Annotated in this window: 24 protein-coding genes; 8 read left to right on the top strand and 16 right to left on the bottom strand. The window is 65.7% G+C overall.

Features of this window, described 5'->3' with window-relative positions; genetic code table 11:
- The first annotated feature begins 3 nt into the window (after positions 1-3).
- Positions 4-285, top strand: a complete 282-nt coding sequence (locus AC1RT8_RS19620) for a DUF1467 family protein (protein ID WP_493077630.1) — start codon at positions 4-6, stop codon at positions 283-285.
- Between the two features lie 158 nt (positions 286-443).
- On the opposite strand, the gene bfr is transcribed toward AC1RT8_RS19620, so the two are convergent.
- From bfr to purL, 7 genes are all read right to left on the bottom strand, one after another.
- Entirely contained in the window at positions 444-929 is a 486-nt protein-coding gene (gene bfr / locus AC1RT8_RS19615; RefSeq protein ID WP_465172575.1) for a bacterioferritin, read from the bottom strand.
- A gap of 97 nt (positions 930-1,026) precedes the next feature.
- Positions 1,027-1,197: a (2Fe-2S)-binding protein gene (locus tag AC1RT8_RS19610; RefSeq protein ID WP_372852469.1), complete on the bottom strand. Its 171-nt coding sequence runs from the start codon at positions 1,195-1,197 to the stop codon at positions 1,027-1,029.
- Positions 1,198-1,276: 79 nt separating this feature from the next.
- Entirely contained in the window at positions 1,277-2,551 is a 1,275-nt protein-coding gene (locus AC1RT8_RS19605) for a DUF418 domain-containing protein (RefSeq protein WP_493077628.1), read from the bottom strand.
- Positions 2,552-2,582: 31 nt separating this feature from the next.
- Positions 2,583-3,077 carry a hypothetical protein gene (locus tag AC1RT8_RS19600; RefSeq protein WP_493077626.1) on the bottom strand — a complete coding sequence of 165 codons (495 nt, stop codon included), beginning with the start codon at positions 3,075-3,077 and terminating at the stop codon, positions 2,583-2,585.
- A gap of 48 nt (positions 3,078-3,125) precedes the next feature.
- The gene (locus tag AC1RT8_RS19595; RefSeq protein ID WP_493077624.1) at positions 3,126-3,539 is read right to left on the bottom strand and encodes a hypothetical protein; all 414 of its coding nucleotides are present in this window, start codon (positions 3,537-3,539) and stop codon (positions 3,126-3,128) included.
- Between the two features lie 13 nt (positions 3,540-3,552).
- Entirely contained in the window at positions 3,553-5,046 is a 1,494-nt protein-coding gene (locus AC1RT8_RS19590) for a hypothetical protein (RefSeq protein WP_493077623.1), read from the bottom strand.
- 128 nt (positions 5,047-5,174) lie between these two features.
- Entirely contained in the window at positions 5,175-7,391 is a 2,217-nt protein-coding gene (gene purL, locus AC1RT8_RS19585; RefSeq protein WP_493077622.1) for a phosphoribosylformylglycinamidine synthase subunit PurL, read from the bottom strand.
- 106 nt (positions 7,392-7,497) lie between these two features.
- Between purL and AC1RT8_RS19580 the strand changes: the two genes are divergently transcribed.
- Both AC1RT8_RS19580 and AC1RT8_RS19575 read left to right on the top strand, forming a co-directional pair.
- Positions 7,498-8,445 carry a homocysteine S-methyltransferase family protein gene (locus AC1RT8_RS19580; protein ID WP_493077621.1) on the top strand — a complete coding sequence of 316 codons (948 nt, stop codon included), beginning with the start codon at positions 7,498-7,500 and terminating at the stop codon, positions 8,443-8,445.
- An 81-nt stretch (positions 8,446-8,526) separates the two neighbouring features.
- Positions 8,527-10,518, top strand: coding sequence for an FAD-dependent oxidoreductase (locus AC1RT8_RS19575; RefSeq protein ID WP_493077620.1), 1,992 nt, complete (start codon positions 8,527-8,529; stop codon positions 10,516-10,518).
- Between the two features lie 155 nt (positions 10,519-10,673).
- Here AC1RT8_RS19575 and AC1RT8_RS19570 read toward each other — a convergent pair whose 3' ends face one another.
- A complete protein-coding gene (locus tag AC1RT8_RS19570) occupies positions 10,674-11,486 on the bottom strand; it encodes a sterol desaturase family protein (RefSeq protein ID WP_493077618.1) in 813 nt (270 codons plus the stop codon).
- A gap of 436 nt (positions 11,487-11,922) precedes the next feature.
- Between AC1RT8_RS19570 and AC1RT8_RS19565 the strand changes: the two genes are divergently transcribed.
- Positions 11,923-12,597, top strand: coding sequence for a Crp/Fnr family transcriptional regulator (locus AC1RT8_RS19565; RefSeq protein ID WP_493077616.1), 675 nt, complete (start codon positions 11,923-11,925; stop codon positions 12,595-12,597).
- A gap of 315 nt (positions 12,598-12,912) precedes the next feature.
- Here AC1RT8_RS19565 and arsC read toward each other — a convergent pair whose 3' ends face one another.
- The 6 genes from arsC to aroQ form a co-directional block, all read right to left on the bottom strand.
- The gene (gene arsC / locus AC1RT8_RS19560) at positions 12,913-13,251 is read right to left on the bottom strand and encodes an arsenate reductase (glutaredoxin) (RefSeq protein ID WP_493077614.1); all 339 of its coding nucleotides are present in this window, start codon (positions 13,249-13,251) and stop codon (positions 12,913-12,915) included.
- A gap of 3 nt (positions 13,252-13,254) precedes the next feature.
- The gene (locus AC1RT8_RS19555) at positions 13,255-13,917 is read right to left on the bottom strand and encodes a hypothetical protein (protein ID WP_493077612.1); all 663 of its coding nucleotides are present in this window, start codon (positions 13,915-13,917) and stop codon (positions 13,255-13,257) included.
- Between the two features lie 31 nt (positions 13,918-13,948).
- Positions 13,949-14,212, bottom strand: coding sequence for a hypothetical protein (locus tag AC1RT8_RS19550; protein ID WP_493077610.1), 264 nt, complete (start codon positions 14,210-14,212; stop codon positions 13,949-13,951).
- A gap of 107 nt (positions 14,213-14,319) precedes the next feature.
- The gene (accC, locus tag AC1RT8_RS19545; protein WP_493077609.1) at positions 14,320-15,672 is read right to left on the bottom strand and encodes an acetyl-CoA carboxylase biotin carboxylase subunit; all 1,353 of its coding nucleotides are present in this window, start codon (positions 15,670-15,672) and stop codon (positions 14,320-14,322) included.
- 6 nt (positions 15,673-15,678) lie between these two features.
- The gene (gene accB, locus AC1RT8_RS19540) at positions 15,679-16,152 is read right to left on the bottom strand and encodes an acetyl-CoA carboxylase biotin carboxyl carrier protein (protein WP_493077607.1); all 474 of its coding nucleotides are present in this window, start codon (positions 16,150-16,152) and stop codon (positions 15,679-15,681) included.
- A gap of 56 nt (positions 16,153-16,208) precedes the next feature.
- Positions 16,209-16,643: a type II 3-dehydroquinate dehydratase gene (gene aroQ, locus AC1RT8_RS19535; protein WP_493077605.1), complete on the bottom strand. Its 435-nt coding sequence runs from the start codon at positions 16,641-16,643 to the stop codon at positions 16,209-16,211.
- Between the two features lie 169 nt (positions 16,644-16,812).
- On the opposite strand from aroQ, the gene thiS reads away from it, so the two are divergent.
- Positions 16,813-17,811 carry a sulfur carrier protein ThiS gene (gene thiS, locus AC1RT8_RS19530; protein WP_493077604.1) on the top strand — a complete coding sequence of 333 codons (999 nt, stop codon included), beginning with the start codon at positions 16,813-16,815 and terminating at the stop codon, positions 17,809-17,811.
- Complete coding sequence (locus AC1RT8_RS19525) at positions 17,811-18,584, top strand: alpha/beta hydrolase (protein ID WP_493077602.1); 774 nt, start codon at positions 17,811-17,813, stop codon at positions 18,582-18,584. Before thiS ends, AC1RT8_RS19525 begins: the two co-directional genes overlap by 1 nt.
- 108 nt (positions 18,585-18,692) lie before the next feature.
- Here the strand turns inward: AC1RT8_RS19525 and AC1RT8_RS19520 are convergent, their stop codons facing one another.
- On the bottom strand, positions 18,693-19,286 hold the full coding sequence (locus tag AC1RT8_RS19520) for a class I SAM-dependent DNA methyltransferase (protein WP_493077600.1): 594 nt from the start codon (positions 19,284-19,286) through the stop codon (positions 18,693-18,695).
- 143 nt (positions 19,287-19,429) lie between these two features.
- Between AC1RT8_RS19520 and AC1RT8_RS19515 the strand changes: the two genes are divergently transcribed.
- Positions 19,430-19,600 (top strand): CsbD family protein, encoded by a 171-nt coding sequence (locus tag AC1RT8_RS19515; RefSeq protein ID WP_493077598.1) that lies wholly within the window; start codon positions 19,430-19,432, stop codon positions 19,598-19,600.
- Positions 19,601-19,687: 87 nt separating this feature from the next.
- Positions 19,688-20,077: a VOC family protein gene (locus tag AC1RT8_RS19510; protein WP_493077597.1), complete on the top strand. Its 390-nt coding sequence runs from the start codon at positions 19,688-19,690 to the stop codon at positions 20,075-20,077.
- Here AC1RT8_RS19510 and AC1RT8_RS19505 read toward each other — a convergent pair.
- Entirely contained in the window at positions 20,074-21,732 is a 1,659-nt protein-coding gene (locus tag AC1RT8_RS19505) for a thiamine pyrophosphate-binding protein (RefSeq protein ID WP_493077596.1), read from the bottom strand. The two genes, AC1RT8_RS19510 and AC1RT8_RS19505, sit on opposite strands and share 4 nt — an antisense overlap.
- Between the last annotated feature and the right edge of the window lie 147 nt (positions 21,733-21,879).

The following is a 21,879-nucleotide window of genomic DNA, read 5'->3' as shown; positions in this document are numbered from 1 at the left end:
CCGATGCGCTGGCCGTCGATGCTCGCGATCTACTTCCTGTTCTGGGCCTTTTCGGTCTTCCTCGTCCTGCCCTTCGGGGTCAGGACGGCGGATGAGGCGGGAACCGAGCGCGTGCCCGGCCAGGCCGAAAGCGCGCCCCACGAATTCCGCGTGGGACGGACGGCGCTCCGCGTGACGATCGTCGCGACGATCCTCTTCGGCATCTTCCTGCTGAATTATCATTACGGCTGGGTCACGCCCAGGACGCTGGATTTCTACGGCCTGTCGAACGAGGCGGCTTCTTAATTCCCCTCCCTGCAAGGGAGGGGTTAGGGGTGGGTGCGCGCGTCTGCGCGCCTAAAAAGACTCACGAACCTCAGCGCAAACAGCAACGGCGGGGGCATCGAGCCCCCGCCGTTGCTAACCCACCCCCAACCCCTCCCTGAAGGGGAGGGGCTTAACACTCACCCATCCTCATCCGCAGACTTGCTCTGCAGCTGCACATAATTGGCGATGCCCATGCGCTCGATCATCTCGAACTGGCGCTCCAGTGTGTCGACATGCTCTTCCTCGCTGTCGAGGATGCGGCGGAACAGGTCGCGGCTGACATAGTCGCGGACCTTCTCGGAGTGCTCGATCGCGTCGCGCAGCAGCGGCAGCGCCTCCATCTCGAGCGCCAGATCGGCCTTCAGCACTTCCTCGACCGTCTCGCCGATGCGCAACCGCCCGAGCAGCTGGAAATTGGGCAGGCCGTCGAGGAACAGGATCCGCTCCGACAGCATGTCGGCATGCTTCATCTCGTCGATCGATTCGTGCTTCTCGAACTCGGCGAGCTTGCGCACGCCCCAGTGATCGAACAGCCGATAATGCAACCAATATTGGTTGATCGCGGTCAGCTCGTTCTTGAGCGCCTCGTTCAGATAGTCGATGACCTTGGGGTCGCCCTTCATGTCGTGTCTCCGTTATGCCCGCGCAATCTAGCGCAGAACGGGGAGTCCGAACAGGCAAAAAATGGCGGAAATCTGCGGTTTTCCGGGCTTGCGAACGCTACGCAGCCGCACGTTCCTCATCGATAATGGCTCGCGCGAACGGCACGCACTGGCCGCATTTCGGCTGGCGGCCGAGCGTGCGATAGGCCTGGCAGGCGCTTTTCGCGCCGCCGCGCGCTGCCTCGCGCACATCCTGCTCACGAATCGCATTACAGATACAAACGACCATGGGTGCTCCCTCGCCTGACCATGATCTAGGGCTAATGCGAACCAGTCGCAAGGGCTTTTGCGGATCAGTCGCAAAGGGCTTAGTCGCCGCCGGCGGCGCCGCGCATCGGCTGGAACCGCATCCGCGCCAGCGATCGCCACAGCCATTCGAGCGGACCGAATCGGAAATGCGCGAGCCAGGGCGTCGACCAGAGCAACATCAGCACCCACACCGCGATTACCACCGGATAGAGCTGCGCCCGCGACAAATGGCCGTACCAGCCGAGCCCATAGCCGTAGAACAGGGTCGAGCAGAGGATGCTGGTGCCGAGATAGTTGGAAAAGGCCATGCGTCCAGCGGCGCCGATTCGCGCAACGATCGCCCCGCCGGACCGAGCAAGCAGCACGATCAGGCAGGCCCAGCCGATGATCATCAGCGGCCGGAACAGGGCAGGCAACGCCAGCACGCCGAGCACCAGCGGGAACATCGCGAAGCCCTGCGACGACACATACCAGGCAAGCGCGGCATAGGCCGGCACGCCGGTGCCGAAGCCGATCGCGATCCAGCGCAGATAGCGTTTCCGGTCCCAGCCGCCCGTCAGCATCCCCGATTTGAGGCACGCCATGCCGAGCAGCATATAGGCCAATGTCTCCGCCCCGACGAAGGCCACGGTGCGCAGGGTGGTCGGCAGGGCCTCATGCAACCGATGCGCCATCAGCGCGGGCCAGGGCCCGCGATGCAGCGCCAGGTCCTTCGCCAGCGCCTCGGGCGTCGGCACGCCGAAGCCGCGCTGGAAATCCTGATAGTGACGGACGGCCTCGGCGCTCGGCTTGGGCGCCTGCATCGCGATCTCGCTCGCCCGCACGCTCATCGTTACCGAGGAGATCATCGCAAACTCGACCAGCAACAGGATGATCGCGATCGCGACGAGCTTGTGCGGCGCCGCCTTGCGGAACAGATAGGCGATGCAGCCGATCAGCGCATAATGGTGGAGGATGTCGCCCCACCAGAGCAGGATCATGTGCGCTTCGCCGAACAGGAACAGCCAGAACATCCGCGAGAAATGCACCTTGGCCGGGCTCTCGCCCTTCGCCGTCGCCAGGTCGATCACCAACAGGGTCGAGGCGCCGAACAGGAAGGAGAACAGGCCGCGCATCTTGCCGTCGACCAGGATGAAGTTGAACGCCCACACCGCCAGATCCGCACCCGTGTGCCCGCCAAAGGCGGCGGGGTTCATATAGGCGACCTCGGGCATCGAAAAGGCGACGATGTTCATGATCAGGATGCCCATCACCGCGACCCCGCGGATCACGTCGAGCGTTGCGATCCTGCGCGGCCCGCTTGCCGGTACCGCCATCTCCTCAGTCGTCGTCATGCAATCCCCCGGTGCGGCGCGTCGAGGCAGCCTACATCAAGTCGGCGGTGAATCGCCACCGCGTCGCCGATCGCGCGACCAGCGCGATCGGGATGCCGACCAGCACGACATGGCTGAACACTTGCATCGCGACCTCGGTCGGGTCGATCACCGGGAACATGGTCGGCCAGCGCCAGGGCAGCACCACCCAGTACATCACCCCCCACAGCACCAAGCCGTAGCCCAGGCCGCTCAGCACCGCGAGCCGGTTGATCAGCCCGATCCGCCCGGCGAGCACCAGATACACCGTCGCCATCACCGCCATGATCGCGAAGTGCAGCGCCAGGCCGATCGCGGCGAGCACCCGCGGCTCGACCGCCTCGCTGTCGAACACCGCCCCGCCAACACCGCGCAGCACGCCCAGCGGCGATCCGCCCGCCATGATCGCGAAGGCGAAGGCGGACAAGATGTCGAGCGTCCCCGCAATCACCGTCCCGATCACGATCGCGCGGACAAGCGCTGTCGATGAATAGCTGGACTCCGTCATCCTGCTCCTCCCCCCTGGGAGCAGGCTATCGGGCGCAACGGGCGTGGTCTATGCTGTCCTGAGGCTCTTTCGGATCATCAGTTTCAATCCGGACCACTTCTCGTCGACCGCACAGACTTTCACATCGACGAGCCCCGTCGGCAGTGCGACGTCGCGGATCACATTTTCGGTAATGTCGGTATCGGTCTTCGCCGCCTTTTTCGGCCAGGATACCCACAGGAAACCGGCCGGGGCGAGCAGCGCGCGCAGGGCCGCCACCTCGCGAACAAGGTCGGCGCGTCGCGTGACGAAGATATGCGCCGCCTCGATCCCGGCGGAAGGCGCCGCCTGTTCCGACAGCCCGAGTTCGTCCACGCCGATCTCGGCCCGCACGCTATCGGGCATGTCCGGAAACCAGGCCCGCATGCCCGGCTTCAGCCCCAGCTTCCCGGCAAGCGGCGTGGTGGAATAGCCGGCGGTCATCGCGCCGGTTCGATCACGATGCCAGGAGCGCGTCAATCTCCGGATTGCGGAAGAAGGGCTGCAGATCGTTGTCGCCGCCAACCTGTCTGGCGGGGTCGTACAGATTGCCGATCAGCGATTTCATGGCGGGGTCGAGTTCCACCGCGCGCTTCAGCTGCGCGATCGCAAGCTTGGTCAGCGACGCCGCATCGTCCTGGGACGGCACGGCAGGGCCGCCACTGGCCGCCGCCTTCTTCAGATTGCCGAGCTTCTGGCCATAGGCGCAGGCAAGCCAGACATGGTTGATCGCGACGGCGTCCCCCTCGGGCTGCTTCACCAATTCTTCGCCGGCGCGGATCGAATCCTCATACCCCTTGGCCGCGGGCGGCTTCCACAGTCCATCGCGCAGCCGGGCCTGAAGCGAGACGGTCGATATTTCCTGGCGCACCTGGGTTTCGTCGGGGATGCCCTGTCCGGCGGTCGTCTTGTACGCGTCGAGTGTGGTGGCGGCCCCGCTCGCATCGCCCGCCGCCGCCAGCACCAGCGCGAAATCCTTGGTCTGGGCCTCGGTCAGGCGAACGCGTTGCGCGACATCCTTGTACGCGGTCAGCGCTGCCTGCGGATCGCCGGCGCGCATCTTGGCATTGGCCCAGGCGATGATCTGGTCGTCGCTCTTCAAATCGGCCAGGGACTTTTGCAGCAGCGCATCGTCGGCACGTTTCAGGTCGCTATTGTCGACCGGGCCGACCGCGGAGGCCGCCGTCCCCAGGCCGATCGTGGCCGCGGTCAGCGCGGTCCCGCCGGACAGCGCCACCGCCGCCCGTTCCGCCGGGGTGAAGATCGCCGCCACATCGACCTGGCTCTGCCCGAAGACCGTGGCGAGCTTCACCCGGGTTCCGACATAGGCAAGGAAGAAGCCCGAAATCGTGAAGAACAGGCCGCCGCCCACCCCGAATATCGCGCCGCCGGCACCGAAATAGGGGTCGACCGTCTGGCCGAAATTGGTGAGGGCGCCCGGGATCGCCTCGAGCTTGGTCAGCCCGACCCCGACGATCACGGTGGTCAGCCAGTTGGAGATTCGCTCCAGGTTGGTGTTCACGTCGGAACCGATGCCCTGGGTCCGGCCGGACGCCCGGTTCGCCGCGCCTCCGGCGCCATTGTCGTCGCCGCCGCCGCCCGCATCCTGCGCCGAGGATGATTCCGGGCGCGAGACGTTGGCGGTGAAGCTGCGCGGCAGTCCGAAAAGGAAGCCGGCAAAGGCCCCCACCGCCAGCGCCGCCATGGCAAAGACAAAGGCGAGCAGGGCGCCGAGCCAAGGGGAATCGCCGCATCGCGCGGCTGCCGACGCGGCCGCCTTTGCTGCCGGCGCGACTCGGCACGCGCCCGCCGAAGCGCCGTACAGCAGCGCCCCCAACAGGCCCGCGATCGTCACGCGCTGGATGAGAATGTCGAACTGCTGCAGGAATGTCTGGGCCTGGGACGGCGCCTTCGGCATCGTCTCACCGCCCGCGCGCGAATCGTCCCCCATTGCCGCCCCCGATCCGGTGGCATGCGAATTCCTAAGGTGGCCACCGCCCGCCAAGGCTGCGCGCCGTCCGGGGCGGTTACAATCGCAAAAACATCCACGCCGGTCCTATTCGAACCAGGTCCTTGCGATCAGACGATGGTGTCGCCCATCAGCTTGGGGAAGAACCCCTCATGCGCCGCGCGCAGATCGGCCAGGGTCACGACATGGTCGTCGTCGTGCAGCTCGAAGATCAGCCGGCCGGCGATGGTCCGCCCGATCCGCTCGACCTCGATCCCCGCCGCACCGGCGCCCGCCAGCGTGTCGAGCAACGCATGGTCGGCGACCGTCACGACATACAGCCCCTGGTCCTCGCCGAACAGCGAGCAGGCCACGCCGCAGGGCAGGGGCGCATGCAGCATCGCGCCGATGCCGCTCGCCAGCGCCATCTCGGCGATCGCCACCGCGACGCCCCCGTCGGACACGTCATGCACCGCGGTGAATGCGCCCGAGGCGATATGCGCACGCACGAACTCGCCGTTCCTGCGCTCCGCGGCGAGATCGACCGGCGGCGGCGGGCCTTCCTCGCGGCCGTGAACCTCGCGCAGCCACAAGGACTGGCCGAGATGGCCCGAGCGGGTCCCGACCAGCAGGATAACGTCCCCAGTGCCCTTGAAGGCGATCGTCGCCGATTTGGACCAGTCGTCGAGCAACCCGACGCCGCCGATCGCCGGGGTCGGCAGGATCGCGCTCCCGCTGCCGTCGTCATTCTTGGTCTCGTTGTAGAGCGACACATTGCCGCTCACGATCGGGAAGTCGAGCGCGGCGCACGCTTCGGCCATGCCCTCGATGCAGCCGACGAACTGGCCCATGATCTCGGGCCGCTGCGGGTTGCCGAAATTCATGCAGTCGGTCGTGGCCAGCGGCTTCGCGCCGACCGCGGAAAGATTGCGATACGCCTCGGCGATCGCCTGCTTCCCGCCCTCATAGGGATCGGCATGGCAATAGCGCGGCGTGCAATCGGTCGTGATCGCCAGACCCTTGCCGGTCCCATGCACGCGCACCACCGCGGCATCGCCGCCCGGGCGCTGCACCGTGTCCGCGCCGACCATGTGGTCGTACTGCTCCCAGATCCAGCGGCGGCTGGCGATATCGGGCGAGGCCATCAAGGTCAGCAGGTCGGCCGCGATATCGGTCGTCTCGGGCACATTGCTCAGCGGTGCGGGCGGCGGCGTCTTCACCCAGGGCCGGTCATAGGCCGGCGCTTCGTCGGCGAGCGGGCCGAGCGGAATGTCGGCGACCGTCTCGCCCTGCCATTTCAGCACCATGCGGCCCGTATCGGTGACATGGCCGATCACCGCGAAATCCAGCTCCCATTTGTGGAAGATCGCTTCGGCGAACGCCTCGCGGCCAGGCTTGAGCACCATCAGCATGCGCTCCTGGCTCTCGCTCAGCATCATCTCGTACGGCGTCATGCCGGTCTCGCGCTGCGGCACTGCGTCCATCACCAGCTCGATGCCGACTCCGCCCTTCGATGCCATCTCCACGGAGGAGGAAGTGAGGCCGGCCGCGCCCATGTCCTGGATCGCGACGATCGCGTCGGACGCCATCAGCTCCAGGCACGCTTCGATCAGCAGCTTCTCGGTGAAGGGATCGCCGACCTGCACCGTCGGGCGCTTCTCCTCCGAATCCTCGGAGAAATCGGCCGAGGCCATGGTCGCGCCGTGAATGCCGTCACGCCCGGTCTTGGAGCCGACATAGACGATCGAATTGCCGACTCCCGAGGCGGCCGAATAGAAGATCTTGTTGGTCTCGGCGACGCCCACCGTCATCGCATTGACCAGGATGTTGCCGTCATAGGCGCCGTGGAAATTCACCTCGCCGCCCACCGTCGGCACACCCACGCAATTGCCGTACCCGCCGATGCCATGGACCACGCCGGCGATCAGGTGGCGCATCTTGGGGTGTTCGGGCCGGCCGAAGCGCAGCGCGTTCAAGTTCGCCACCGGCCGCGCGCCCATGGTGAACACGTCGCGCAAGATGCCGCCGACTCCCGTCGCCGCGCCCTGATAGGGCTCGATATAGGACGGGTGGTTATGGCTCTCCATCTTGAAGATCGCGGCCTGCCCGTCGCCGATGTCGATGACACCCGCATTCTCGCCCGGGCCGCAGATCACCTGCGGGCCAGTGGTCGGCAGCTTTTTCAAATGGATACGGCTGGATTTGTACGAGCAATGCTCGGACCACATCACCGAGAAGATGCCGAGTTCGGTCAGGTTCGGCTCGCGCCCCATGGCGTGCAGCACGCGCTCATATTCTTCCACGGAAAGCCCATGCTGGGCGACGATCTCGGGGGTGATCTGGCTCATGCCCGCGGGCTTTAGCGGGGCATCGCCAAGCGGGCTAGAGCATTCCGAGACGCGCCGAATTCGATCGAGTCATGCTATGGGTGAAGCATCATCAAGGGAGGGCAAGATGAACACAGGCTTCGCGAACCCGGAACCGGGCTTGCTGTATCTGACGGAGGGCGGCCAGGAAACCGAGATCATGTACAAGTTCGGCTATGATCTGCCCCACTTCGCGATGTTCACCCTGCTCGACAACCCTGTGGCGGTCGGGGAACTGCAGGGCATGTATCGCCGCTATCTGGATACTGCGGCGCGCCACGGTTTTGCGGCCTTGATGGGCGGGCTCGACTACCGGGCGAGCCCGGACTGGGGTGCGCTGCTCGGCTATTCGGCGTCAGGCCTTGCCGAGGTACAGTTGCGCTGCATCGATTTCCTGAACGACATGGCTGCTCCCTATCAGGGCCAGCTTCCCGCGATCCGCATCGCGGGCGTTGTCGGTCCTCGCGGCGATGCCTATTCGATCAATCGAACCATCACCGAGGAGGAATCGGAGGACTATCACAGCGCGCAACTCGAGACCCTGGCCAGAACCGGTGCCGACATCGTCAGCGCGATGACCTTCAATTCCGTGCCGGAGGCAGTCGGCCTGTCGCGTGCCGCCGCGACATACGGCCTGCCGCTGTCGCTGTCCTTTTCGCTCGATGCCGCGAGCAGGCTCAACTCCGGCCCGTCGCTGCGCGAGGCGATCGAAGCGGTCGATACACAGGCCGGAGAATCGCGACCCGCCTTCTATGGCATCAACTGTTCGCATCCGCTCGAATTCGAACCGGCGCTCGAACCCGGCGACTGGATTCTCCGTTTGCGCAGCCTCAGGCCCAATGCGGTCTCGATGGACAAGATTGAACTCTGCCAGCTCGGCCATCTGGAAAGCGGCGACCCAGCGGATCTCGGCCGACGCATGGGCGCGCTGGCGGCCCGCTATCCGCATATCGATGTGTGGGGTGGATGCTGCGGCACCTGGGAAACCCATCTCGACCGCATCGCCGAACAGGTTCTCGCGGCGCGCCGGCAATAGCGCGGTCTTGGTTATGGTCCGACTCGCCGCTGCAATATCGCGCCGCTACGATCCCGCCGGGACACCGGGGGACACTCGACGATGCGCGATCCGTTCAATCCGCTGCAGGCGGCGATCCTCAAGGCATTGACCGAGGCGCTGTTCCACGGCGTCGACATGAAGATCCCGCCCGAACGCGTCGTCGCCAATCTCCAGCACCAGTTCGGCATGGTCGAAGGCGGCAAGCCGCGCGAGATCGGTTTCACCCTGTATCTGATCTGCCTGTTGATGGGCGGCCCGCTCTTCCTGCTGATGGGCCCGGCCTGGCGCAAACGGCGCGTGGCGAAGCGGCTCCAGCGCAGCCGCAACAATCTGATGCAGGATCTCGCCCGCATCCGGGGCATCGTCTATGCCGGCTATTACGGCCACTGGATCGGCGCGGCCGAGGTCGACAATGATGCCAATCCGGTGCTCCAGGCGATCGGTTTCGAGCTGCCCCATCAGCGCAAGCGTGGCGTCCGCGAGGTCCAGATCGAGCCATTTCCCGGCCGCGACCTCGCGCATGACGATGTGCTCGACCCCAGCGAAGCGCCCGCTTGCGCGGATGTGATCGTCATCGGCTCGGGTGCCGGCGGCGCTGTCTCCGCCGCCAATCTCGCCCGCCATCACGACGTGCTGGTGATCGAGGCCGGCCCGCATTTCCCCTCGGGCGCGATCACCCATGAAGAACGCCGCATGACCGCGCGGCTGTTCGTCGATGGCGGTGTCCAGACGAGCCGCGACCATGACATCGTCGTCTTCCAGGGCCACTGCGTCGGCGGCTCGACCGTGATCAACAACGGCATTGCGCTCCGCGTGAAGCAGGATGGCCTGACTCACCCGCACGCGAACGACGTCTTCGCCACCTGGGCCGCGCTCGGCGCGCCAGTCGATACCGCGCGGTTCGAGGCAGCCTATCGCGCGGTCGAAACCCGGCTCGGCATCGAGCCGATCGACCAAAGGAGCGGCCGCAACAACGGCACGCATCTGCTGAACGGCTGGGCCGCTCACGCCGCCGCCAGCAACGATCCGATGGACACCGCCGCGCCCGCGCTCTGGTTCAGCAAGAATTACGGCCCGCGCAGCCTCAAGGCCGACTGCGCCTATTGCGGGTACTGCAACACCGGCTGCCCCTATGGCCGCAAGCAGGGCATGGCCCAGTCCTTCCTGATCGACGCGCGCCGCTCGGGCGCCCGCATCCTTGCCGAGACGAAGGTCGAAAAGATCGTCTGGGGCGATCCCGATGGCGCGGGGCGCCGCGTCGCGACCGGCGTGGAGGTCCTGCTCCCCGACGGCACCCGCCGCACCATCAAGGCGACGAAAGGCGTGGTCGTCGCCGCCGGCACGATGGCGTCGAGCCGGATCCTCGACAAGAGCGGCATCGAGGGCACGGGGGAGGGCATCTCGCTCAACATCGCCTGCCCGGTTGTGGCGCTGATGCCCGGCCAGGTCCGTGCCTGGGACGAGGACCAGATGGCGACCTATGTCGACCGCGGCGATTTCCTGCTCGAATCGCACTTCCAGCCGCCGATGAGCATGTCGACCCTGATGCCCGGCTGGTTCGGCCGCCATGCGGACCGCATGCTCAACTATAACAAGCTCGCCTCAGCCGGCATCCTCTTCCCCGCCGACCGCCAGGGCCGGCTGATCGGCGGCAGCCTCCATTTCAAGCTGCGCGCCGATGTCGAGCTGCCGTTGCTCCGCCGCGCGCTCGGCACGCTCGCCAAGGTCCATTTCGCCGCCGGCGCGACCGAGGTCTATCCCGCGCTTGCCCGCGGGCAGACCCTGCGCCAGGGCGAGGATATCGACGCCTTTTTCGATCGCCATATCGGCGAGGCGGATGACGTCACCCTGTCCAGCTCGCACCCCCAGGGTGGCAACGCCCGCAACGCCGATCCGGAAAAGGGCGTGGTCGACTTGGATTGCCGCGTCCATGGCACGGCGAATGTGCTGGTCACCGACGCCAGCACTTTCTCGAGCTGCATCCGCGTGAACGCGCAACTCACCACCATGGCGATGGCGCATTATGCGACGGCGGGAAGGCCGTTCGCTTAGGCCGGATGCATCCAGGTCGTTGCCTCTGTCTTCTTCCCCGGCGAAGGCCGGGGCCCAGTCGGGAAACAGAAGGAAATGGGCGAAGCGTCCATTTCAAAAGTGTCTCAACTGGACCCCGGCCTTCGCCGGGGAAACAGAAAACGCAGGTCCGAAATTCAAGATGAGGGACGCTTGGGCACCGGCACCAGCGGCCACAACAACTGCGCCGCCGCCGTGGTCGCCGGCAAATTCTCCACCCCGATCTTCTCCGGATAGCGCCGCGTGATCTTCGCGGTGCCGAACAGCACATCCCAGAAGAACAGCAGATTGCCGAAATTGCCCTTATAGTGGGTCACCCCGTCATCGGCATGCTTGCCGTGATGCGCGGCATGCGTCGCGGGCGTCGAAACGGTGCGCTCGACCAGCCACATCACCGGCGACAGCCACGGCACACGATACAGCGGAGCGTCCCAGCGCCGGTCCGAATGCGCCGCGATGATCACCGCCATCTTGACCACGACATAGCCGGCATAGACCCAGCCCAGCCCGAGATAGACCAGCACGCCCGACAGCCAGAGCGACGGCATCAGCAGATAATAGAAGATGTTGTTCCGGTAGACGATCCGCACCGACATATATTCGGCATTGTGGTGCGGCCGGTGCAGATTGTAGAGCCACGGCACGGTGTGCGAGAGCCGGTGCCACCAATATTGCATCATGTCGTCGCACAGCAGCAGCAGCGCGATCTGCGCGAGGAGCGGCCAGCCGGAAAGCGCGCCCTGCGCCTCGGGCGCGGCGAGATGGGCCAGGAATATCCCGCCTGCCAGCGCCAGCGGCTGGGTCACGACCAGCAATACGGCCGTCCCGATCACTTCGACCACCGTATCCTGCCGCGTCGCGCCCGATTTGCGGAAGAAGCCGGTCGAGATCGCCTCCGCCAGCGCGAACCCGACATAGATGGCGACGATCGCGATCAGCTCGACCTTCATGGCGCTCTCCCCGGCGCTCCCGTGGAGCGCTCTCGAGCTTGTGGTAGCAGAGCCGCGCGCTTAAGAATGACAAGTTGTTTGCTATTGCCGCCTGCCTGCTCGCCGATGCTTACTTCGAGTCCAGGGACGCATGAGACGATGGAGAACTTGGCTTGATTGCAATAGCGATAGCGCTCGCGTTGGCCGCTTCAGCGAGCAAGCCGACGTCGTACAAGCTGGTCGGAGGACCGACGAACACCCTCTATCGCGATATTCGACAATGCGAACGCGCTCGGCGGTCGCTGGCGATGAAAATGCAAGATCAGGAGCGAAGAGTTCGCTCCAGCCGTAGAACGAAACCCAAGATGTATCGCTGGGTAGTCCAACCGGTTTGCGTTCCATGGGGACGGATTCGCAAACTGCCTAATCGCTGAGTTCCCTGCAATTGGGGATCAAATTGGCCGGCTTGCTCTTCCTCGACGCACCTGGCCTCGCCTCGATGCTGCCGCCGGAAATGTTCGAACGCCTCTGCGCCTCCGGCACGCGCATGTCCTATGCCGATGGCGCGCTGGTCCAGGCCCGCGGCGATGCCCGTCCCGGCCTGTCGATCATCCGCGAGGGCGCGGTCCAGATCGGCAATCCTGGCCTCGACGGCTCGTTCGTCATCACCTCGATCCTCGGGCCCGGCCATTGCTTTGGCGAAATGACCCTGTTTGCGGATCTCCCGCGCACCCATGATGCCGTGGCGAAGGGCGCGACTGCGATCGATCATGTCTCGCCCGCCGCCTATGAGCGTTTCGCCGAGGCGAACCCCGCGCTCACTCGCGCGATCATGACGATGATGGCGCGACGACTCTACACGCTGCTCGAATTCGCAGACGATCTCCGCCGCCTGCCGCTCAGGGTGCAGCTTGCCAAGCTGTTGCTGGCGACGGCCGGAGAGGACGGGGTCACCGCCACGCATGAGGAACTGGCGGCGCGGTTCGGCGTCTCGCGCGTTGCGATCGGCACGGCGCTGCGGGGCCTGGAGAAGGACCAGCTCGTGCGGCGGCGCTACGGCCGGATCGAATTGCCCGATCGCCCGTCGCTGCGGGCGTGGATCGCCGAACGGACCATGCTCGCACCGGTCTGACCGGCCAGCAAATCGGGCGGATCGATTCAAATCCGGCCGGCATCTCTCCAGCATGGCGTCGGATGCGGTTCGCCTCGCCCGGCTCTTTCACATCATGAATGAAAAATCGGCGACGAAATCTGCCGGGAACAGCGGAAAACAGCGCTGTTTTCGTGCAATTCTTCCGCTGTTTTTCCGCTGTTATCCATAACAGGGAAAACCCATTCCAAGTATCTGAAAGTGAAGACGAAATTCGCCCCGAAAACCCAACATAACAGCGGAAGAAAAAAATGAGTCCGCCAAAGGCCGATAAAGTTGGAGAATCGGGCGTCCGATCTACAGGATCTCGCGCACCTTTTCGGGCGGCCGGCCGAGCCGCACGCCCTTTTCGGTCTCGACCAGTGGCCGCTCGATCAGGATCGGGTCGACCATCATCGCGTCGAGGATCGCGTCGGCATCGGCATATTTCAGGCTGCGCGCGGCATCCTCGGCCATGCGCAGGCCCTGGCGCGGGGTCATGCCGGCGCGCTCGTACAGCGCGGCGAGCTTCTCGCGGGTCGGCGGGGTCTTCAGATACTCGATCACTTCGGTCTCGACGCCGGGCGTCTCCTGCAGGATCGCCAGTGTCTCGCGCGACTTGGAACAGCGCGGATTATGCCAGATCGTCGCCTTCAATCTTCAACTCCCAGTCTTCAACTGTCTCGTCAGGCTCACCCACCAGGCAAGCAATGCGAGCAGCACATAGGCAAGGAGTCCGAGAATGGCGAGCGATGGCGGCGGCGGATCGACGATCGTCGCGGGCTCCGGCCCGAACCAGTTGAACGCCTGGAACGCCGCCATCGCCACCGCCAGCGCCGCGACGGGCATCCATGGCCCGCGCGTCTTCCGGGCGAACCAGGAGAGCGTGCCGTAAGCGAGGATCAGCTCGAGCGGCATCTCGATCGCCGGATAATTCCACAGGCCGAGCCCAAAGGGCGGTGGGCCGCCCGCCAGGGTCAGGTCGGGCCGGTGGACGAACAGGTCGATCAGCCAGTGCGAGAACACCACCGCCCCGCCGATCAGCGCCGTCACGCTGCTCCGCCGCCAGAACCATATCAGCAGCGCGAACCCCGCCGACCAGGCCAGCGCCCCGACCAGGCTGTGAGTCCAGGGCATGTCGTACAGGTCCATGGGGTTCATCGCAGTGATGCCGGGGACGAGCCGCATATGCTCCACGCCGAGCAGCACGAAGGAGAAAAAGGCGAGATCGACAAGCTGGGCCGCGATGAACAAGGTGCCGAGTCGCGGTGCCCTGGGGGATGTCGCCGCGACGAACGCCGCGCTGTAATGGCCGATGAACATGTCCGCTCTCCCGGCCGGCCGCCTGGCGGCGTCAGCGTCTCAGCACCGCCGTGATGGACGCGATGGCGGCGCGGACAAAGCCCGTCTTGCCTGAGCCACCGCGCAGCCAGCATGGCGGGCAGGTCAGCTCCTCGTCGAGCAGCTGACGGTCGCAGGTCGGGCAGAATCGGGCCGAAAGCATCGTGTCGGGGCGTGGCGTCGCGCGACATGCCTCATCGATCGCCTTGCCGAGATCTTCGGGGGCGACGACAGGCAAAGCGGGCGGCGGCGCCGCGTCAACGAGCTTACGGATCATGGCTTCCCCTCAGCCGGTACAATCGATCGAAGGCTAGGCCGCGGATCGTGCCGAGTCGAGTTACATTACAGTAATGTTGACACCGGCCCGGTCGCTGCGCGGAACAGCTAGTCCTCTTGCCGTGCGAGCCATTCCTCGAGCCACTTGATCGTATAATCCCCCGCCTGGAAATCCGGGTCCTCGATCAATGCCTGGTGCAGCGGGATGGTGGTCTTCATCCCCTCGATCACGAATTCCTCCAGCGCCCGGCGCAGGCGGCGGATCGCGCCCTGGCGGGTGGTGCCGTAGACGATCAGCTTGGCGATCATCGAGTCGTAATAAGGCGGCACGCGGTACCCGGCATAAAGCCCGCTATCGACGCGCACGTTCATGCCCCCCGGCGCATGATATTGCTTCACCAACCCCGGCGAGGGCGCGAAGGTCCGTGGGTCCTCGGCATTGATGCGGCATTCGATGGCATGGCCGCGGAACACCACGTCCTGCTGGCGCAAGGTCAGCGGATGGCCTTCGGCGATGCGGATCTGCTCGCGCACCAGGTCCAGGCCGGTGATCATCTCGGTCACCGGATGCTCGACCTGAAGGCGGGTGTTCATCTCGATGAAGTAGAACTCGCCGTCTTCCCACAGGAACTCGATCGTCCCCGCACCGCGATAGCCCATGTCGGACATCGCCTTGGAGACGATCCCGCCCATCCGCTCGCGGTCTTCCGCGCCGAGCACGGGGGAGGGGGCCTCTTCCAGTACCTTCTGGTGGCGCCGCTGCAGCGAGCAGTCGCGCTCGCCGAGATGGATCGCATTGCCCTGGCCGTCGCCGAACACCTGGAATTCGATGTGCCGCGGGTTGCCGAGATACTTCTCCATATAGACGGTCGCGTCGCCGAACGCCGCCTTGGCCTCGCTGCCCGCCTGCATCATCAGCGTCTCGAGCTGATCCTCGGACGCGCACACCTTCATGCCGCGCCCGCCGCCGCCCGACGCCGCCTTGATGATCACCGGATAGCCGATCTTCCGCGCGATCGCCTTGGCCTCGGCCACGTCGCCGATCGCGCCGTCCGAACCGGGCACCAACGGCAGGCCGAGCGCACCCGCGGTGCGCTTCGCCTCCACCTTGTCGCCCATGGTGACGATATGCTCGGGCTTGGGCCCGACGAAGATGATGCCATGCGCCTCGACGATCTCGGCGAAACGGGCATTCTCGGAGAGGAAGCCGTAGCCGGGATGGATCGCATCGGCATGGCTGATCTCGGCCGCCGAGATGATGTTGGCGACGTTGAGATAGCTCTCGGTCGCGGGCGGCGGGCCGATGCAGATCGCCTCGTCGGCAAGCCGGACGTGCATCGCGTCGCTGTCGGCGGTGGAGTGCACCGCGACCGTCTTGATGCCCATCTCATGGCAGGCGCGATGGATGCGCAGCGCTATTTCGCCGCGATTGGCGATCAGGAGCTTCTTGATTTCAGCCATATTGGCTTACTCGACGACCACGAGCGGCTGGTCGAATTCGACCGGCTGGCCGCTCTCGACCAGGATCGCCCGGACAACGCCGGCGCTGGGGGCGAGGATCGGGTTCATCACCTTCATCGCCTCGACGATCAGCAGCGTGTCGCCTGCCGCGACGGCCTTGCCGACGCCGACGAACGGCGGCGCGCCCGGCTCGGCGGAAAGATAGGCGGTGCCGACCATCGGCGATTTGACCGCATTGGCGGCGGGAACCGCCGCTACGGCCTCGACCGGCGGGGCGGCGGCTGCCACCGGCGCGGCAACGGGTGCCGGCGCGTACTGCACCGCCGGCGCCGCAGCGGCTGCCTTGCGGGCGATACGGATACGACGCCCGCCGTCCTCGACCTCGATCTCGGTCAGCTGGGTTTCATCGAGCATCTGCGCGAGCTGGCGGACCAGCTCGACATCGATCCGCATCGGATCGGAATTCGTTTCTTCGGCCATGCGACCCCTGTTCTTCCCTTATTGGGCCAAAAAACCCTTATTGAGGGCGCGTCCTGTCAGAGACGGGCGGCGGCTTCAAGCGCAAGCAGATACGAAAGTGCGCCGAAGCCGGCGATGGTTCCCCGCGCGGCGCGACCTACCCAGCTCAAATGCCGGAAGTCTTCGCGCTTGTGGGGGTTGGAAAGATGCACCTCGATCACCGGTGTCCTGATCGACTTGATCGCGTCGTGGAGCGCGACCGAGCTGTGGGTGAAAGCGGCGGCATTGAGGATCACTGCCTTCGCGCCGCTCGCCTGCGCCTCGTGCAGCCAGTCGATGAGGTGGCCCTCGTGATTCGACTGGCGCATGTCGATCTTCAGGTCGAGCTCCCGCGCGCGGTCCTCGAGCTGCCCGGCGATGTCGTCGAGCGTGTCGCTGCCGTAGATCTCCGGCTCGCGCAGCCCGAGCAGGTTCATGTTCGGACCGTTGAGGACGAAGATCGTATCGGCCAAGAGGGAGCCTTTCGGTTGCGGGTACGTGCGGGTGCTTCCTATATGAGCCGGGGTTGGCGATCAAATGCGTCCTCAACCGTTCGCCCTGAGCTTGTCGAAGGGCTGTTCTTTCTTCGAAGTGAAGGGCAGGGCTTCGACAAGCTCAGCCCGAACGGAAATTGAGGGTATCTTGCACACCGATCACACCGTCTCGATCCGCGTCAACGGCGAGCACCGCCGCGTCGCCGCGGGCCTCAGTCTGGCGCAGCTCGCCGCCGATCTCGGCCTCGTCCCCGAAAAAGTCGCGGTCGAGCGCAATCTGGAGGTCGTGCCCCGCTCGACCCTCGGCCACGTCATGGTCGAGGACGGCGACGAGCTGGAGATCGTGCATTTCGTCGGCGGTGGCGATGTGACGCCGACGCTCGACACCTGGACGGTGGCCGGCCGCACCTTCCGCTCGCGGCTGATCGTCGGCACCGGCAAATACAAGGATTTCGCCCAGAACGCCGCCGCGCTCGAAGCGTCGGGTGCCGAGATCGTCACCGTCGCGGTGCGCCGCGTGAACGTCTCCGATCCCAACGCCCCGATGCTGACCGACTTCATCGACCCGAAGAAAGTCACCTACCTCCCGAACACCGCGGGCTGCTTCGACGCCGAATCGGCGATCCGTACCCTGCGGCTGGCGCGCGAGGCGGGCGGCTGGGATCTGGTGAAACTCGAAGTGCTGGGCGAAGCCAAGACGCTCTATCCCGACATGGTCGAGACTCTGCGCGCGACCGAGATCCTGGCAAAGGAGGGGTTCTTGCCCATGGTCTATTGCGTCGACGATCCCATCGCGGCGAAGCGGCTGGAGAATGCCGGCGCCGTCGCGATCATGCCTTTGGGCGCGCCGATCGGTTCGGGGCTCGGCATCCAGAACAAGGTGACGATCCGCCTGATCGTCGAGGGCGCGAGCGTGCCGGTGCTGGTCGATGCGGGCGTCGGCACCGCGTCGGATGCGGCGGCTGCAATGGAGCTAGGCTGCGACGGCGTGCTGATGAACACCGCCATTGCCGAGGCAAAGGATCCGATCATGATGGCGGCGGCGATGAAGGCCGGTGTGGAGGCGGGCAGGCTCGCTTATCTCGCGGGCCGCATGGGCAAGCGCATGTATGCCGATCCTTCGAGTCCTTTGGCGGGGTTGATCTGATGCGGACGGTGCGTTTCGGACTGCTATTGCTCGCGGCCACCACGCTGTCGTCGTGCGACAAGCCGGAGACCAAGTACAACAATGTGCCACCCACGGCGGCGCATGCCTGGACGCCGGTGACCTTCAAGGCCGATGACGACCTGACGATCTTCGGACGTCGCTATGACGCGGCCAAACCCAAGGCAGTGATCCTGCTGTTCCACCAGGCTGAGTCGAGCAAGGGCGAATATACCGAGATCGCGCCGCGCCTGCGCGACGCGGGCTATACTGCCATCGCGATCGACCAGCGCTCTGGTGGCAAGCTCTATGGCGACAACGAGACCGTCGCGCTGCTTGGCAAGAGCACCGACTATCTTGACGCAAAGCGTGACCTGCAGGCCGCACTCACCTTCGCGGGCGAGCTGAAGCTGCCGGTCATCCTGTGGGGCAGCAGCTATTCCTCCTCGCTGGTGTTTCCGCTCGCGGCCGAGAACCCCGGCAAGGTCAAGGCTATCCTGGCCTTTTCTCCAGGCGAATATTTCCCCGACAAGGCCTTGGTGAAGACTGCGGCGGCAAAGGTGCAGGTGCCGGTATTCGTCACCTCGGCGAGCGATCCTGAAGAGATCGCCGAAGCCAAGACGATCGTCGCGGCCGTGCCCGGCGGCCGTGCCGAGCAATATGTGCCGACGACGGGCGTCCACGGCTCCTCGACGCTGATCGCTTCGAAGGACCCCAAGGGCACCGAAGCGAACTGGGTGGCGGTGATGGCCTTCCTGAAGAAGGTCGCGCCATAGGGCCATCGATACGACGGGGATGCTTGATTCAACATCGCCGCGAATGACGACAATGTGGGATCCGGCGACGCCCTTCGGGGTATCGACGCGTTCTTTCTCAGCTCTGCCTTAAACCTTCCGCGCCAGCCAGACGGTCGCGCGCCCGCAACTGGGATCTTCGGCGACGTGCGCCATCTCGACCAGCCCGGCTCTCACGAACGCCGCGCGATACTCCGCCGGGTCGAGGCTCGCGTGATAGAGCGGGTCGCCGCAATAGTCGCCGGTCGCGGTGCCGCGCTTCGGCCCGCTGTTGAACAGCAGCCGTCCGCCGGGTTTCAGCCATGCTGCCATCCGCGCGATCATCGCTTCCTGGTCGTCATGTTCGAGGTGGAACAGGCTTCCCCAGGCGATCGCCCCCTCGAACCGGTCCGCGATCGCCAGCTTGCGCATGTCGATCTGCAGCCAGCGATGGCGTGGAAAGCGCTTGCGGGCGAGCTCGATCATCGTTGCCGAACTGTCGATCCCGGTCATGACGAAGCCGTGATCGATCAGGTATCGCGCGATCGGCTCCCCGCCGCCGCAGCCCAGGTCGAGGATCGCCCCGCCGCGCGGCAGCGGCATCACGAAGCGTTCGATCCACGCCCGCTCGACGAAACCGCGCGCCCGATCGCGATCGAAAGCATGCGCATGGCGCTCATAATGATCGGCTATGCGGTCGGGCACAGAGGCTTCCCGGGCCGTTTTTCAATGCGTTGCGAGCCAGGTGCGCGGTGAGCCGCAGGAACTGGGCGCGCGGTCAACCGTTCTTGTTCCGGGAGTGGCTGGCGCCGGCCGTCGGCGCCGCACTGAAATCAAGGAGCAAGCACATGGGTGAACTCGTCGACAAGATCAAAGGCAATGTCAACGAAGCGATTGGCAAGGTCAAGCAGCAGAGCGACAATCCCGATACGCGCGACGAAGGCGCCGGTCAGGAAATCAAGGGCAAGGCCCAGCAGACGATCGGCAAGATCAAGGGCGCGCTCGGCGACGATATCTGACACGGTATGTGTCAATTGTTAGAAAGGCCGCTTCGGGGCAACCGGGCGGCCTTTTCTATTCTGTGAAGCGCGAATAGATTGCTCGGCATGTCGACCGAAGCCTGGCAGGTGGCCCCGGTGCTCGTGGTGCGCGATCTCGCGATCAGCATCCCCTATTGGCGCGATCGCATGGGCTTTGCGGTGATCGGCACCTTCCGCGATCCGCCGGTGATGGCGTTCATGGGCCGGGGCGGCGTCCAGTTCATGCTCCAGGGCAATGGCGAGAACCCGGTCCCCGGCACCAATCGCGGTTATATGGACGGTGTCTGGGACGCGCACGTCTGGATCGAGGATGCCGATGCGCTCCACGCCGACATGAAGGCGCGCGGCGCGCAGGTGAGCGACCTGTGCGACACCTGCTACAACAACCGGGAATTCGAGGTGACCGACCCGGACGGCTATATCATCGCCTTCGGGAGCCAGATCCGCCGCGATTAACGCTTCCGGATCGCCGAGATCGTCGTCGCCGGCGTGATCACATCAAGGTCGGTCTTGAGGTGCAACAGCCGCACCCCGGTCTCCGCCATGGCGCGGGCAAGGGCTGGAGCGAACGCCTCCGTCGTCTCCACCGTCTCTGCCCAGCAGCCATAGGCCCGGCCCAGCGCGGCGAAATCCGGGTTGCGCAATTCGGTGCCGGAGATACGCTCGGGATATTCGCGCTCCTGGTGCATACGGATCGTGCCGTAGCCACCATTGTCGATCACCAGCACCAGCATATCGGCACCGTGCCCGACCGCGGTCGCGAGTTCCTGCCCGTTCATCAGGAAACAGCCGTCGCCCGCCAGCGCCACGACCATGCGACCCGGATGCCGCAGCGCGGCCGCCGTCGCGGCGGGCACGCCATAGCCCATCGCGCCCGCCGTCGGGGCAAGCTGGCAGCCCGGGCCGGCATAGCGCCAGTAACGATGCCACCAGCCTGAATAATTGCCCGCGCCGTTGCAGATGATCGTGTCGACCGGCAGCACCTCGCGCATCGTCGCGACGCAGGGGCCGAGGTCGAGCTTGATGTCGCGCGGGGCAGGGGTGGACCAGGCCAGCCATTCCTCATGCGTTTCCTCGCCGGCAAAGCGGGGCAGAGCAGCGTTTGAGGCAGCGAGCGCAGCGGCGAATTCGGCCATGCCCGCGCAGATGGCGAGATCGGCGCGATAGGCGCTGTTGAGTTCGTTCGGGTCGGGATGGACGTGGATCAGGGTCTGGCCCGGATGATCTGGTGTGATCAGCGCGTAACCGTCAGTCGTCGCCTCGCCGAGCCGCGGCCCGACCACCAGCAACACATCGGCTGACTTGACCCGCGCGACGAGCTTCGGATTGGGGCCATAGCCGAGATTGCCGGCCCAAGCCGACGAGGCATTAGGGATGGCGTCCTGCCGGCGGAAGGCGGCGGCGACGGGAAGGGCGGCGCGCTCAGCGAAGGCAGTGAAGTCCCGTGTGGCGGCCGCGTCCCAGCCAGCGCCGCCGACGATCGCGACGGGCGCCTTTGCCTTGGCGAGAAGGTCGAGCGCCGCGGCGACCGCATGCGTAGCGGCCGGCTGCGCAGGCCGGTCGATCCTCGGCCGGTCGACCGCGTCGACCTCGTCCAGCAGCATGTCCTCCGGCAGCGCCAGCACCACCGGCCCCGGCCGCCCCGACATCGCGATGCTCCACGCCCGCGCGACATATTCCGGGATGCGCGCCGCATCGTCGATCTTCGCCGCCCATTTCACGACCGGCCCGAGCATCGCCGGGAAATCGATCTCCTGGAACGCCTCGCGGTCCTTGGTGCCGCGATCGACATCGCCGATGAACAGCAGCATCGGCTGCGAATCCTGCATCGCGACATGGACGCCGATCGAGGCATTGGTCGCGCCCGGCCCGCGCGTCACGAAGGCGACGCCGGGCCGTCCGGTCAGCGCGCCGTCGGCACAGGCCATGAAGCTGACGCCGCCCTCCTGCCGGCACACCACCAAGTCGATCTCCGGCGTGTCGTGGAGCGCATCGAGCACGGCGAGGAAGCTCTCGCCGGGGACGGTGAAGATTCGGTCGCAGCCTTGCGCGACGAGCTGGTCGATCAGGATGCGGCCGCCGGTGCGCCGGTCGGTATGGGGGTTCGTCATGCCGCGATTCCTGGACCGGCCCGCGGCAATTTGCTAGCCCGTGCCGGTCGAAAAGAAGCAGGCCGGTATCGGTAAGCCCGGCCACCGCTCTCGTGCGCGAGAGTGCTCTCCGTATCCGCTCCGGCGGAACCCGCGACAGGAAGGGAC

Source organism: Sphingomonas sp. GW821-FHT10F11 (assembly GCF_058809095.1).
This window is presented reverse-complemented; position numbering and strand designations above follow the sequence as displayed.

Bases quoted from the DNA above. Each gene is read 5' to 3' on its own strand.
- AC1RT8_RS19620 (WP_493077630.1), top strand. From the start codon at position 4: ATGCGCTGGCCGTCGATGCTCGCGATCTACTTCCTGTTCTGGGCCTTT.
- bfr (WP_465172575.1), bottom strand. From the start codon at position 929: ATGAAGGGCGACCCCAAGGTCATCGACTATCTGAACGAGGCGCTCAAG.
- AC1RT8_RS19610 (WP_372852469.1), bottom strand. From the start codon at position 1,197: ATGGTCGTTTGTATCTGTAATGCGATTCGTGAGCAGGATGTGCGCGAG.
- AC1RT8_RS19605 (WP_493077628.1), bottom strand. From the start codon at position 2,551: ATGACGACGACTGAGGAGATGGCGGTACCGGCAAGCGGGCCGCGCAGG.
- AC1RT8_RS19600 (WP_493077626.1), bottom strand. From the start codon at position 3,077: ATGACGGAGTCCAGCTATTCATCGACAGCGCTTGTCCGCGCGATCGTG.
- AC1RT8_RS19595 (WP_493077624.1), bottom strand. From the start codon at position 3,539: ATGACCGCCGGCTATTCCACCACGCCGCTTGCCGGGAAGCTGGGGCTG.
- AC1RT8_RS19590 (WP_493077623.1), bottom strand. From the start codon at position 5,046: ATGGGGGACGATTCGCGCGCGGGCGGTGAGACGATGCCGAAGGCGCCG.
- purL (WP_493077622.1), bottom strand. From the start codon at position 7,391: ATGAGCCAGATCACCCCCGAGATCGTCGCCCAGCATGGGCTTTCCGTG.
- AC1RT8_RS19580 (WP_493077621.1), top strand. From the start codon at position 7,498: ATGAACACAGGCTTCGCGAACCCGGAACCGGGCTTGCTGTATCTGACG.
- AC1RT8_RS19575 (WP_493077620.1), top strand. From the start codon at position 8,527: ATGCGCGATCCGTTCAATCCGCTGCAGGCGGCGATCCTCAAGGCATTG.
- AC1RT8_RS19570 (WP_493077618.1), bottom strand. From the start codon at position 11,486: ATGAAGGTCGAGCTGATCGCGATCGTCGCCATCTATGTCGGGTTCGCG.
- AC1RT8_RS19555 (WP_493077612.1), bottom strand. From the start codon at position 13,917: ATGTTCATCGGCCATTACAGCGCGGCGTTCGTCGCGGCGACATCCCCC.
- AC1RT8_RS19550 (WP_493077610.1), bottom strand. From the start codon at position 14,212: ATGATCCGTAAGCTCGTTGACGCGGCGCCGCCGCCCGCTTTGCCTGTC.
- accC (WP_493077609.1), bottom strand. From the start codon at position 15,672: ATGGCTGAAATCAAGAAGCTCCTGATCGCCAATCGCGGCGAAATAGCG.
- accB (WP_493077607.1), bottom strand. From the start codon at position 16,152: ATGGCCGAAGAAACGAATTCCGATCCGATGCGGATCGATGTCGAGCTG.
- AC1RT8_RS19525 (WP_493077602.1), top strand. From the start codon at position 17,811: ATGCGGACGGTGCGTTTCGGACTGCTATTGCTCGCGGCCACCACGCTG.
- AC1RT8_RS19515 (WP_493077598.1), top strand. From the start codon at position 19,430: ATGGGTGAACTCGTCGACAAGATCAAAGGCAATGTCAACGAAGCGATT.
- AC1RT8_RS19510 (WP_493077597.1), top strand. From the start codon at position 19,688: ATGTCGACCGAAGCCTGGCAGGTGGCCCCGGTGCTCGTGGTGCGCGAT.
- AC1RT8_RS19505 (WP_493077596.1), bottom strand. From the start codon at position 21,732: ATGACGAACCCCCATACCGACCGGCGCACCGGCGGCCGCATCCTGATC.